Genomic DNA, 12,302 nt, shown 5'->3' with positions numbered 1-12,302 from the left:
ATTTTCGCCCACCCTGCACCACGCCCAAACAAAAATTTGCTATATTCATTTTCTTTAATTTACTTTGCAACTCAAAGTGCTTTTTCAATGGAAGAAACAGAATTGCAAAACGAGCTCGCATCCATCCGCAGCATTATGGAGCGCTCGTCCAAATTCATATCCCTCAGTGGGTTGTCAGGTATACTCGCGGGTATTTACGCGCTGTTAGGAGCCGGCGTTGCCGGCCTGGTGATTATGGACGACCCGGGATATTCCTTTTCGCGTAAATTGGATGAAGCGATATTTAAAGGACACAACGCGGGCTCGTTGTACCGCAACTTCAACGATTACTCCGATCTTATATTAAAACTAGTGACTATTGCGGCTGTTGTACTTGTTGCTTCCATTGCAACGGCACTGTACTTAAGCAACCGCCAGGCCAAACGTAAGGGCCAGCAAATGTGGGGTTCTGTAAGCCGATCACTGCTGTATCATATGGCCGTACCGCTGCTATCAGGAGGAATACTCATCCTTATCCTGCTGCTGCATCATCATTACGGCATCGTTTCGGCAACTTCCTTGATTTTCTATGGGCTCGCCTTGTTCAGCGCCGGCAACTTTACCTTTGCCGACGTAAAATACCTGGGGTTATGCGAGATCATTTTAGGTTTGATCGCCGCTTGTTTACCCGGCCACGGTTTACTATTTTGGGCCCTTGGTTTCGGCGTGCTGCATATTGTTTACGGCGCCCGCATTTATTTAAAATACGATAGGTGAATATAGCTTTTGATAAACTTGATAAGGCCTTTGAAAACCGGGTAAGGCTGCAGGTAATGAGCGTGCTGGTGGCGAATGAACGCTATGATTTTAATTCGCTTAAAGAGCTGCTGAATATTACCGATGGCAACTTGGCATCGCACCTGAAAGGGCTGGAGCGTGAGGAATACATCAGCGTGCACAAAAGTTTTTTGGGCCGCAAACCTAATACCAATTACGAAGCCACCGAAAAAGGCAAAAAAGCTTTCAAAGATCACCTGGATGCACTTGAGCAATTGATAAAGCAGCAAAAGAAGATTTAAATTTTTTTATCCAAATACTTTGAAATACAAAGTACTTTTTTATAGAATCAACATGATAGAACAACAACCGCAACCACAAGGACTTTTACACTGGCTCAGGGAGTCGGTGACGGTCAAATTGATTTTCATCGGCATTCTGGTACTGGTATTACTGATACCCTCGGCCATGATTAACAGCCTGATACAGGAACGTGCCCAACGGCAGGACGACACCGTAAAAACAGTTACCGACCAGTACTCAGGCGACCAGCTGATACAGGGGCCGGTGCTGGTGATACCTTACCGCGAGCAGCAAACCCAAAGCGATAGCAAGGGTCAGACGACAACAACAGAGGTTATCAAAACGCTTTATGTTCTGCCCAACGAACTTAACTATAAAGGCAACATCAGCTCCGAAGTATTGCACCGGGGTATTTATGCTGTGCCGGTTTATAACGGCACCATCAATGTTTCGGGCAATTTTACCAAAGCCGACCTGGCCTCGCTGTCGCTGAAACGGGAGCAACTGATACCTGAAAAGGCGTCGCTCCTTTTCAGCATCAGCGACCTGAAAGGGCTGAAAACCAACCCGCAGGTTGTGGTCGCCAGGCAAACCCTGACTGCTGAACCTGCCGCCGGCGACCGGTTGTTTGCCAATAGCCTGCAGGTTGCCGTAAACCTGGAGGGATTGCTGGACAACCCTGTGCCTTTCGCTTTCAGCCTGGATATCAAAGGCAGCCAGGATCTCAATTTCCTCCACATCGGCAAAACTACCGATGTAGAACTGACAGGCAACTGGACCAGTCCAAGCTTCGGCGGCAGGTACCTGCCTGATACACGCGTAGTAAATGACAAAGGCTTCTCGGCCAAGTGGCGTATGCTGTATTATAACCGTCCGTTCCCGCAGCAATGGGTGCAGGATACCGACCTGCTAACCAACGACAAGAGATCAGCCGACGCAACTTTCGGCGTAAAGTTCAAGCTGCCTGTCGACGACTACCAGAAAACCATGCGCACCAGCAAATATGCCGTCCTCATCATCATGCTCACCTTCGTGTCGCTATTCCTTACCGAGATGATCAGGAAGCAAAAGGTGCACGTATTCAACTATATTCTGATCGGCGCAGCCATGATCATTTATTACACGCTGCTGCTCTCCTTTTCCGAACAGGTGGGGTACAACATCGCCTATTTGATCGCGTCCGCCGCTACGATAGGGTTGATAGCCACTTTCCTGGCATCGCTTCTGAAAAATGGCAAGGCGGCCGTCGTATTTACCTTTATTCTAACGCTTTTTTACTCGTTCATTTATGTGCTTATTCAACTGGAGGATCTCTCGTTACTGATGGGCAGCATCGCACTGTTCATTATCGTAGCCGCGCTGATGTATTCGTCGAGAAAGATCAATTGGGACAAACCTTAAACCCTTATCACCGGGCGGGGCCTCCGGGCTTCGCCCATTTTTAAAATGATTATTATGAAACATTCTCACTTTTTGTATAGCCTGAAAATATGGTTGAGCAGCGCGGTCATCGCACCGGTCCTTTTTTTTGTTTCGCAATTGTTTACAAATCCACGTCAATGCGACCTTAGTGAAATTGGAATTTATCCTTTTTTACTGGTCATCGAGCTGATATTTTCCTTTGTCACCTGGCTGGTGTTTTGGGCATTTATTGAAACGGTCGCCTGGGCGACCAAAGATAACTTACTTAGGAAATGCCTGATATCCTTTATAGGGATCGCGCTTACAATTGGTACATTTTCCGTGTTTTCCATGATCGAATCCTATTCATTATTGGACTTTCCTTTCGTCATGATGCTGGCCAATGCCTTGCTTATCGCCCTTGGCACCTGGTATTTCAATGTCGAACCCAAAATCAATTCCGAAACACTGCCTGATTCAACACTATCTATCAATTCCAATGAAAACTAAACGCATCATCAACCTTATTAAATTCATCGCCATAAGTGGTAACGTCATATTCATTTTTTCGATCCTATACGACCGGCTGACAGAATTATTCGCTGTCACCTTCGATCAATTCCTCGGCTACATGATACTGGCTGCACTACTCATCATTAATACATTTTTAGTGGTAAAAGGTGCAGACCATGCTAACATGAACCGATCTAACTAAATTTAAAAGCCATGTTCTATAAACGACTGATAAATTTCATGCGTGTGGTGACAATAAGCGCCAATATCATTTTCCTGGCGTGGACAATATACAACGGCATCCAGGGCGATTTCGACAGCACGCTTATCCAGGCTTTCCCTTACGATGGACTAATGGTGTTGCTGGCCATGAATTGTATTTTGCTGATAGAGCGGAAAACAAGGACCGTGCATATTTATTAACGATCGCAGTGGCTGGGTGAGTGGGCAGCAAAAGCGACCAGTCGACTCACCTCTGCCCCCTCTTTCCTTCGTCAAGAGGGGGCTTTTTGAAACAAACAACCCTCTTTACCGCTTGCGGTAGAGAGGGTCGGCGAGCGAAGCGATGCCGGGGTGAGTCCATAGCAAAGCGGCCGTCAAAGTAACCTTTCAAAAAAATGACAAACATCATCAAAACAAATCAAATACCATTTTGGTTTTTGGTATAAATATATTTATATTAGCGTCACATAAATCATTTACCCCATGAGCCGTGAATTAATCGAAGTATCCGAACAAATTGAAGAGCAATTTGAAATAGAAGAAATAGACCTGGAAGCCGATGACTTTTGGCAATCTGTTTTGAATCTGTTTATTTAAAGGTTAAAGCAAAAAGACCAAAGCGTCTATTGCTTTAAGCCTTAGTCTTTCAGCTTTCTGCTATATTTGCAGCCTGATGAATAAAGCTGCTAATAACCTGTTTTTCGAAAACGTTTCCATTATTGATATTGCCGAGGAAGGCAAGGGCGTGGGCAAAGCCGACGACTTTGTGCTGTTTGTAGATAAGGCCGTGCCTGGTGATGTTGCCGACGTGCAGGTTTACCGCCGCAAAAAAAACTTTGGCGAGGCAAAAATAACACAGCTTAAAAAAGCATCTGATTTTCGTACCGGGGCTTTTTGCGAACACTTTGGCACCTGCGGGGGCTGCAAGTGGCAGCACATGACCTACGATGCGCAATTAAAATTCAAACAGAAAACCGTTGAAGGTGCTTTGGGTCACCTGGCAAAAATTGATGTGAGCGGCATGCTGCCTATTGCGCCATCGCCTGCTGACAGGTATTACCGTAACAAGCTGGAATTTACCTTCTCAAACAAACGCTGGCTGAACGACGGCGAGAACCGCACGGATGAAACGCCCGATATGGATGCGCTGGGTTTTCATATTCCCGGCAGGTTTGATAAGATACTGGATGTACAGCATTGCTACCTGCAGGCCGACCCATCAAACGATCTGCGTAACCGCATCCGCGACTATGCCAAACAACAGGGCATGAGCTTTTATAATCTTAAGCATCACGAAGGGGCCTTACGGAACCTGATCATCCGCACCTCGTCAACCGGCGAATTGATGGTGATCGTGGTGTTTGCTTATACCACGCAGGAACAGATAGACGGGCTGATGGGGTTTATCGATCAGACTTTTCCGCAGATCACGTCGCTGTTATACATCGTCAACCAGAAGAAAAACGACACCATCTTCGACCAGGAGGTAGTAGCCTGGCGCGGACCGGAATATATTTACGAGGAAATGATAGACGGCAACGGCAAAACCGTGCGTTTTCGCATCGGGCCGAAATCGTTCTATCAAACCAATTCAATACAGGCTCTAAAGCTCTACCAAATAACCCGCGACTTCGCCGGGTTTAAAGGCGATGAGCTGGTTTATGACCTGTACACCGGCGCTGGTACCATTGCCAATTTTATAGCCGGTCAGGTGAAGGAAATTGTCGGGGTTGAATATGTGCCTTCGGCGATAGAGGATGCGAAGATCAATTCGCAGATCAACAACATCACCAATACCAAATTTTACGCCGGCGATATGAAGGATGTGCTGAATGCTGATTTCGTCGCACAGCATGGCAAGCCGGATGTTATCATCACCGATCCGCCGCGCGCGGGCATGCACCCGGATGTAGTGGCAAGATTGATGGAGATCGGGGCGGAAAAGATAGTTTACGTAAGCTGCAACCCTGCCACGCAGGCCCGCGACCTGGTTGTGTTGAAGGAGAAATATGATGTGGCGAAAATACAGCCCGTCGATATGTTCCCGCATACGCAGCATGTGGAAAATGTGGTGTTGCTGGTGATTAGTTAACTTGTGATTAGAGATCAGTCGAAATATAATAGTTATCTTATGATACCTGAATCTTATAAATCTTAGTTCAGACAGAATATGGATCCGGAAGAATTATTAAACGAGGGCAATAGCCAGGAAGCAGGAAAAAAAGAAAGTCCGCTGGTGAGTTTGGAAAAAGACCTGAAACTATACAGTGAATCGATACACGAAGTGGCCGTCGAAATCATGGTGGAAGGCTTATCGCGCTACCCCATTTTCGTTGCGCACCAGCACGAAGTAAAGCTGGGGGAACTGATACTGGACCGCCACGACCTGAATACGGAATGGACCATACAGGCATCCACACTGGAAGAATTTGTAGAGAAAGGGATCATCAAGGAAATACTGAAAGAACGTTTCATTAAATCGTACAAAAACCCCGATGACTTTATGTGCATGTTCGTCATCGTGCCCGAGGGGGCCAATTTCGTATATTACCCTTATCAGAAAGATTGATTTTTGTTGTAAAGTTGAAAAGTTTGAATGTTGCAAAGTTGCTTATATCTTTACAACAAGTTTGGACGAGGTAATAACATTTCAACTTTCCAACCTTACAACTTTCTAACAAGATGAAAACATCCGACAAAAAACTCCTCATACTCGACCATCACCAGATAGAACAAAAGATCGATCGTATCGCGTACCAATTGCTCGAGGATAATTTTGATGAACAGGAAATAATCATAGCAGGTATTAAGCCGCGCGGAAATTACCTTGCCGAAAGACTGAAGGCTATCCTGGACAAGATAGCCCCTTTCAAAAGCACGCTGATGACCATCGAGCTGGACAAGCAAAGTAGCAGCCTGAAGGCCGTAACTGATACCGACATACAAATATGCCACAACAAGGCCGTTATTTTGGTAGATGACGTGCTGAACAGCGGCAAAACACTTGCCTATGGCTTCGGTGTATTCCTTGATGTGCCGTTGAAAAAGCTACGTACCGTAGTGCTGATAGACCGCAACCACAAAAGCTTCCCCGTAACTACGGATTACGCCGGCATAGCCCTCTCAACCGTTTTAAAGGAGCATGTAGATGTTGTTTTGAATGAGTCTGGAAAAGAGGATGCGGTGTATTTGATGTAGGATAAAAATTAGAGAAGGAAGTTTTGGCATTAAAAGCGCTGGGCTGTCATTCCGGCGGGCCGGGGTAAAGGCGGGAATGTCGCTTTAGCTTTTTCGGGTCGTAACCGAAAAAGCGTTAAGAAGCGGCAGGGCGGGTAGAAGCTTCGGAATGACTTGATCTTTTGGTTACTTTTGGATCAAGCCAAAAGTAACAGGCCCCGCGCCAATTGAGCGGGGGTACTTTCATCAGTTTAACGAAAAGTCCTCTTCTTCCTGATGTCCTATGACGGGATTACCTCATCGAAGAGTCCACGTAGGCCTTTACGCCCATGCTTCGACAGGCTCAGCATGACAGCCTTTTTTGATGCACTATTCAACAATCAATATCTGCTCCATCCGTTCCGCAGTTAAACTCAAACCATCAGCGATGATGTTGGCCTGGGCGTAAAAGGGTTCCCGTTCAGCAAGTTTATGCTCGATAAATTCCACCAGCGCATCACCATGTTTATCCTGCAATAATGGGCGTTCCTCCTTTCCCGACTCCAGCCTGTCGGCTAACGTCTTCGGTGAAAGCTTAAGATAAACCACTTTACCGTTGGCTTTCATCCAGTCCATATTATCAAAAAAGCAGGGCAGTCCGCCGCCGGTGGATATAATGGCATTTTCAGGGTAAGGCGTTTTACGCAACACTTCAGCTTCAAGCTTGCGGAAGGAATCTTCGCCAAAAAGTGTAAAATATTCGGCTATGCTCAATTCTACCTGCTGTTCCAGTTTATGGTCAAGGTCGATAAATTCATAGTTCATACGGGCGGCCAGTTTGCGGCCCAGTGTGGTTTTGCCGCTGCCCATAAAACCGGTGAGGAATATCTTCATAGTTTAATTTCAGGTCAGTTTTACCCTCGGGTCTATCCACACATACAGGAAGTCGACCAGGATGTTAATGACCACAAAAATAAAAGTAATAAACAGAATAGAGCCCATTACAACCGGAAAGTCGGACATTTCAAGCGCATCTACCGTAGTTTTGCCTAATCCGTTATAGCCGAACACATATTCCACAAAAAACGAACCTGCCAGCAACGAAGCAAACCAGTTGGCAATAGCCGTTATCACGGGGTTAAGGGCATTCTTCAAAGCATGGCGATAAATAACGGCCCGCTCGCCCAAGCCTTTCGCGCGTGCGGTACGGATATAGTCCTGCCCCATCACGTCAAGCATGGCGCTGCGTGTAAGCTGCACGATAATAGCCAAGGGCCGCAGACCCAATGTCACCATCGGTAGCACCAGGTTTTTCCACGTGATCATCTCGCCTTTAAAAGGATCGTAGCTATACAAACTGCCCGACATGTTGAGACCGGTATATTTGGTTAGCACAAAGCCGAATATCCACGCGATCAGTATCCCTGCAAAGAATGAAGGCGCCGAAATACCAAGTGTCGAAATGGCTACCGAAAGCCTGTCTATCCAGGTGTTTTGATGTACGGCGCTTAACGTCCCCAAAAATACACCAATCAGTATCGCAAATATCATGGCGGTGGTGGCCAGTATCAGCGTGTTGGGTATTACGCCCATCAGCAAAGGGGCAACTTCCTTATGCGTTTGGTACGAACGGCGGAGATAGGGCCATTTCAGTGCGATAACTTTGGCTTTCGATACCGGTAGCAGGGTGACATAATGATAGCGCTGCTGTTCTTCCGGCGTACGGTCATGAAAACCAATGGGCGAAAGGTCATTGATATAATAGGCAAACTGCACCGGAACAGGTTTGTCCAAACCAAACTCCTTGCGTACCGCCTGCAGCGACTGCACATCCGCGCGTTGGCCTTGCGTCATCCGCGCCGGGTCCACCGGTAAAATATTGAACAGGAAAAACACCACTACCACAATCCCCAGCATTACTGCGGACCCATATCCAATTTTCCGGAGCAGGTAGCCGATCATCGCTTTATTTTTGAAAATACTGTTTCACCAGGTTATCATAGTTTGGTATCGAATGGTAGTGCCATTTATTGATGACGGTGCCGTTCTTCATTAAAAATATGCCTGGATTGGCGCGTATCATAGTTTTCAGCGGCACGGCGTCGGCATAAAACACCTCCATTATCAAATGGTTCTTCTTACTGAACTGCTCTGCATCCGCCGGCGAATTCGAGGTCAGGAGCACCGTACGGGTGTTGTAATTCTGCGCCAGGTTAATGGCCAACGCATTTAGCTGGCCCATCGCGTCCAGGTTGGTCTTGCCCAGGTCGTAAGCCACAATGATGAGGTTGTTGAACGGATTAGCGAACAGTTCCTTCGTGTAATCGTTCCCTTGTGCGTCCTTAATGTTCAGGTCGATTATTTTAGGGGTGAAACCACGTCTAACCAGTTTACTTTCTGGGTTACCCACCACCGTCCAGTTATTATCTTTCCAGATATTACTTTTGATGTACTCCTTATCGGTCATCGTCTTAGTTTCGCCTGTCTTGCTGTTTTTAAGGTTGTAGGTGATCTCATACTCATCAGGCTTGGCCCCCGGCGGGGTGACCATCTCGGCCGGAATATTGGCCCCAATTTTATAAGGCAGAAAATCGATCACGGGCAAAAAACTATAGGTATAAAAACCAATGCCCAGGGCGACAATAATAGACGCGTACAGAGCCCGGTCGCCGTTTTGCGCACTGAAAAGCGGTTTGATGCTCCTGCGATTAACAAATATCACCGACACCAGCACCAGCAGCGCCATGTCTTTACTGAATGACTGCCATGGCGTAAGAGGTATCGCGTCACCAAAGCAGCCGCAGGTTTGCACCACTTTGAAATACGCTGAATAGAAGGTAAGGAACCCGAAGAAAATAATAAGCAGCAGCAACCCCCAGGCAACCGAGACCGCCCGGATACCAATGAGCAGAGCAAAGCCCAAAACGATTTCCAGCGTACATAAAATAATGGCTATAATAAGCGCGAAACTATCCAGGAAAGTAATGTGGAACACCTCGAAATATTCCTGTAGTTTGTACGAGAACCCAAGCGGGTCGTTGATCTTAATCAGCCCAGAAAAAATAAACAGCAACCCGACTAATATCCTGCAAACCCAAACTAGTTTAGTTCTCATTTTACTCCCAATTTTATCAACGCGAAAACGGCGTAGTTCAGCATATCCTGGTAGTTGGCTTTCACCCCTTCCGACGCCAGGGTAAGGCCCTTGTTATCTTCTATCTGTTTTACGCGGAGCAGCTTCATCAGTATCAGGTCGGTCATCGAGCTTACGCGCATGTCGCGCCAGGCTTCGCCGTAATCGTGGTTCTTGGCAAACATCAGGTCGCGCGTTTCGTTCGCCTTTTCGTCGAAAAGTTTGCTCACGTGCTCCACCGAAAGCTCGGTAGGTGTATCCGGACCGCTATCCAGCTGCATCATGGCAATAAGGCAGTAATTTACGATGCCGATATATTCGCCGGTGATATCCTCGTCCACCTTCGATATTTTCTTTTCTTCCAGCGTGCGTATGCGCTGCGCTTTGATAAATATCTGGTCGGTGATGGATTCGATACGCAATATGCGCCAGGCGGTACCGTAATCGCGGGTCTTTTTCATAAAAAGCCCTTTGCAATTTTTTATTACCGCGTCGTATTCTGCTGCTGTGTTACTCAATGTGTTACTTTGTTGGAAAGTTGCAAGGTTGGAAAGTTGAAATGTTGAGCCGGATAGCTATAAAGGATTATAAAAGTAGAGTAACTTTACAACCTTTCAACATTACAACGTTACAACCAAAACCGTGGCTAAAGATACATTTTTTCGCAAAAAAGGAACCATCAATGCGGGAGGTAAACTCATTGATCTGGCCAAACCAAGGGTGATGGGCATTATTAATATCACGCCCGACTCCTTTTATGCAGGCAGCCGAAAAATGGATGTTTCATCAGCCTTGCAGCAGGCGGAAAAAATGCTGAACGAAGGCGCAGCTATGCTTGATATCGGCGCCTACTCGTCACGCCCTGGGGCGGATGATAATTCGGAACAGGAGGAAACGGACAGGTTATTACCTGTTGTAGAGGCGATTGCAAAAGCTCAGCCGGATGCGATATTATCTATTGACACTTTCCGGTCCAATGTCGCCGAAGCGGCCATCGCAGCTGGCGCGCACATCATTAACGATATTTCGGGCGGGCAACTGGACGGAAATATGTTTGCCATGGTAGCGCGACTTCAGGTGCCTTATATCCTGATGCACATGAAGGGCACTCCGCAAACCATGAACCAGCTGGCAAAATATGACGATATCTTTATAGAAGTACTTGATTATTTCGCGGAGCGAACCTATCAATTAACCCGACTGGGTGTACACGATGTCATCATCGACCCCGGTTTCGGCTTTGCCAAAATGCCCGGGCAAAGCTACGCCCTGATGAACCGCCTGCAGGGCCTGGCGATGCTGCAATTACCCATTCTTGTTGGCGTATCCCGCAAACGCATGGTTTACAGCGTAACCGGCGGTACTGCCGAAGAAGCATTAAACGCCACTACTGCATTAAATACTATAGCGCTGATGAAAGGCGCCGGCATCCTGCGTGTGCATGATGTAAAGGAGGCAGTTGAAGCGGTTAAAATATATACTGCCGCGGTAGGTAATTAATTCTCGAGTTTAATATACTCCGTTGTACCCTCATCGGGTACCAGGGGCGTCAGCGTCATAAGCGTCCCGGCAATACTTATCAGCGACGTAAAATTGGCGTTGTTGCCAATGTATAATTCATCATAAGTGTGTTGGTTCATCGAATAACCGTTTTTTTTGATATGAAAAACTCCCTGGTACACCAGCGTACCGTCAAAGTACTGTTTAAAGGTGCTATCGCTGTTAAACTGCAAAATGTTACCGTTGCCCACTCTATATGTGGTATCAGGCGGTGTAATGTTGCCCCCATGCCTGCTATGCAATTCCCATTTACCGAAAATTACAGGAGCAATGTTTTTGTTTTTTTACACGCGGTAAAACTGCATACCACGGCAACCATCATCAAAATCCGTTTCATATAACTATGTTTAATCTGATATCTTCACATAATGGGTTTCTACCCCGTCATCGAAATCCATGCCTATCTGGAGGCTATCGCCCTTCAGGATGAAAACATCTGCATAACCACTGCCATCAAAGGATATCGCCTTTGAGCCCGGCGAAGGAAAATCACTTGGCCTGATATGAAACGTGCCCCGGTTAACAACCCTGTTTTTGCTGTACTGCAAATAAGTGCTGTCGCTTTTAAATTGCAATATCCGCCCATTACCGGCTTTAAAGGTCGAATCGAACCCGGCTATGCTGCCCATTTTCAGCCGCATCTCCCATTTGCCGAAAAGACCCGGAGATATAATTACTTTATCTTTTTTGCAGGCCGTGACAGTTATCAGCACAGCAATGAGTAAAAAACACCTTTTCATATTATTTTATCTTTACATATTCATAAGCAACACCGTCGGCAATCGTGGTTCCTATGGTCAGTTTAGTCGCGTTTATCTCTATAACATCGCCATAGGCGCTGTTATCAAAATAAATGGTGTTTAAAGATGGTACCTGGAAATTGTTGCCCTTACGAATATGAAACCTGCCAGACGAGGTTAGCGCCCCGTTGTCGTATAGTTTGTAGGTGCTGTCCGGATTAAATTGATAAATATTCCCGTTGCCGGCGACATACGTCGAATCGTGCCCCCATCCTCCGGATGCATGCCTCAATTCCCACTTTCCAATAAGGCCTGGTGATATTTCCGTTTTTTTGCAGGATGTAAAAATGACCGTCGTTAAGGCCAGCGAAACCAGTAACTTTCTCATAATCGCTTTTTTACCATTACGGGCATTTTCGATACTATGTAACAACTCATATCTTTTTTCCTTACCCCGTACGAAAACGAACAGCATATTGTATCAAAATAGATCATTTGACACAATATTTATTCGTTTA

The 12,302-nt window shown here is 46.4% G+C and carries 18 protein-coding genes; 11 read left to right on the top strand and 7 right to left on the bottom strand.

Annotation, left to right across the window (positions count from 1 at the left end; genetic code table 11):
- Positions 1–87 precede the first annotated feature (87 nt).
- The 9 genes from FRZ54_RS08880 (at position 88) to FRZ54_RS08840 (ending at position 6,393) form a co-directional block, all read left to right on the top strand.
- Positions 88–756, top strand: coding sequence for a hypothetical protein (locus FRZ54_RS08880; RefSeq protein WP_147031271.1), 669 nt, complete (start codon positions 88–90; stop codon positions 754–756).
- Positions 753–1,058 carry a winged helix-turn-helix domain-containing protein gene (locus tag FRZ54_RS08875; RefSeq protein ID WP_147031270.1) on the top strand — a complete coding sequence of 102 codons (306 nt, stop codon included), beginning with the start codon at positions 753–755 and terminating at the stop codon, positions 1,056–1,058. Before FRZ54_RS08880 ends, FRZ54_RS08875 begins: the two co-directional genes overlap by 4 nt.
- A gap of 52 nt (positions 1,059–1,110) precedes the next feature.
- The gene (creD, locus tag FRZ54_RS08870) at positions 1,111–2,460 is read left to right on the top strand and encodes a cell envelope integrity protein CreD (protein ID WP_228462665.1); all 1,350 of its coding nucleotides are present in this window, start codon (positions 1,111–1,113) and stop codon (positions 2,458–2,460) included.
- A gap of 54 nt (positions 2,461–2,514) precedes the next feature.
- Positions 2,515–2,970 (top strand): hypothetical protein, encoded by a 456-nt coding sequence (locus tag FRZ54_RS08865; protein ID WP_147031269.1) that lies wholly within the window; start codon positions 2,515–2,517, stop codon positions 2,968–2,970.
- Positions 2,960–3,175: a hypothetical protein gene (locus FRZ54_RS08860; protein WP_147031268.1), complete on the top strand. Its 216-nt coding sequence runs from the start codon at positions 2,960–2,962 to the stop codon at positions 3,173–3,175. The genes FRZ54_RS08865 and FRZ54_RS08860 overlap by 11 nt, the downstream gene beginning before the upstream one ends.
- Before the next feature lie 11 nt (positions 3,176–3,186).
- Entirely contained in the window at positions 3,187–3,396 is a 210-nt protein-coding gene (locus FRZ54_RS08855; protein ID WP_147031267.1) for a hypothetical protein, read from the top strand.
- A 472-nt stretch (positions 3,397–3,868) separates the two neighbouring features.
- Entirely contained in the window at positions 3,869–5,287 is a 1,419-nt protein-coding gene (gene rlmD, locus FRZ54_RS08850; RefSeq protein ID WP_147031266.1) for a 23S rRNA (uracil(1939)-C(5))-methyltransferase RlmD, read from the top strand.
- A 78-nt stretch (positions 5,288–5,365) separates the two neighbouring features.
- A complete protein-coding gene (locus FRZ54_RS08845; protein ID WP_147031265.1) occupies positions 5,366–5,764 on the top strand; it encodes a hypothetical protein in 399 nt (132 codons plus the stop codon).
- A 113-nt stretch (positions 5,765–5,877) separates the two neighbouring features.
- Positions 5,878–6,393 (top strand): phosphoribosyltransferase family protein, encoded by a 516-nt coding sequence (locus FRZ54_RS08840; RefSeq protein WP_147031264.1) that lies wholly within the window; start codon positions 5,878–5,880, stop codon positions 6,391–6,393.
- A gap of 348 nt (positions 6,394–6,741) precedes the next feature.
- On the opposite strand, the gene FRZ54_RS08835 is transcribed toward FRZ54_RS08840, so the two are convergent.
- Genes FRZ54_RS08835 through FRZ54_RS08820 form a run of 4 tightly spaced genes read right to left on the bottom strand, consistent with a single transcriptional unit; the run spans position 6,742 to position 9,945 of the window.
- The gene (locus tag FRZ54_RS08835; protein ID WP_147031263.1) at positions 6,742–7,245 is read right to left on the bottom strand and encodes a shikimate kinase; all 504 of its coding nucleotides are present in this window, start codon (positions 7,243–7,245) and stop codon (positions 6,742–6,744) included.
- A 9-nt stretch (positions 7,246–7,254) separates the two neighbouring features.
- Positions 7,255–8,313, bottom strand: coding sequence for an ABC transporter permease (locus tag FRZ54_RS08830; protein ID WP_147031262.1), 1,059 nt, complete (start codon positions 8,311–8,313; stop codon positions 7,255–7,257).
- A 4-nt stretch (positions 8,314–8,317) separates the two neighbouring features.
- Positions 8,318–9,466 carry a BT_3928 family protein gene (locus FRZ54_RS08825; RefSeq protein WP_147031261.1) on the bottom strand — a complete coding sequence of 383 codons (1,149 nt, stop codon included), beginning with the start codon at positions 9,464–9,466 and terminating at the stop codon, positions 8,318–8,320.
- Positions 9,463–9,945, bottom strand: a complete 483-nt coding sequence (locus FRZ54_RS08820) for a DUF1599 domain-containing protein (protein ID WP_147031260.1) — start codon at positions 9,943–9,945, stop codon at positions 9,463–9,465. Before FRZ54_RS08820 ends, FRZ54_RS08825 begins: the two co-directional genes overlap by 4 nt.
- 181 nt (positions 9,946–10,126) lie before the next feature.
- Between FRZ54_RS08820 and folP the strand changes: the two genes are divergently transcribed.
- Positions 10,127–10,984 (top strand): dihydropteroate synthase, encoded by an 858-nt coding sequence (gene folP, locus FRZ54_RS08815; RefSeq protein WP_228462664.1) that lies wholly within the window; start codon positions 10,127–10,129, stop codon positions 10,982–10,984.
- Here the strand turns inward: folP and FRZ54_RS24415 are convergent.
- Entirely contained in the window at positions 10,981–11,124 is a 144-nt protein-coding gene (locus FRZ54_RS24415) for a hypothetical protein (protein WP_187359798.1), read from the bottom strand. The two genes, folP and FRZ54_RS24415, sit on opposite strands and share 4 nt — an antisense overlap.
- A 21-nt stretch (positions 11,125–11,145) precedes the next feature.
- Between FRZ54_RS24415 and FRZ54_RS08810 the strand changes: the two genes are divergently transcribed.
- The gene (locus tag FRZ54_RS08810) at positions 11,146–11,385 is read left to right on the top strand and encodes a hypothetical protein (RefSeq protein ID WP_147031259.1); all 240 of its coding nucleotides are present in this window, start codon (positions 11,146–11,148) and stop codon (positions 11,383–11,385) included.
- A 6-nt stretch (positions 11,386–11,391) separates the two neighbouring features.
- On the opposite strand, the gene FRZ54_RS08805 is transcribed toward FRZ54_RS08810, so the two are convergent.
- Positions 11,392–11,784: a hypothetical protein gene (locus tag FRZ54_RS08805; RefSeq protein ID WP_147031258.1), complete on the bottom strand. Its 393-nt coding sequence runs from the start codon at positions 11,782–11,784 to the stop codon at positions 11,392–11,394.
- A gap of 1 nt (position 11,785) precedes the next feature.
- Positions 11,786–12,172 (bottom strand): hypothetical protein, encoded by a 387-nt coding sequence (locus FRZ54_RS08800; RefSeq protein WP_147031257.1) that lies wholly within the window; start codon positions 12,170–12,172, stop codon positions 11,786–11,788.
- Positions 12,173–12,302 lie beyond the last annotated feature (130 nt).

This window comes from Mucilaginibacter ginsenosidivorans (genome assembly GCF_007971025.1).
Classification (GTDB): Bacteria; Bacteroidota; Bacteroidia; order Sphingobacteriales; family Sphingobacteriaceae; genus Mucilaginibacter; species Mucilaginibacter ginsenosidivorans.
Note: the sequence above shows the minus strand (reverse complement) of the source record. Positions and strands in the feature narration are given on the sequence as shown.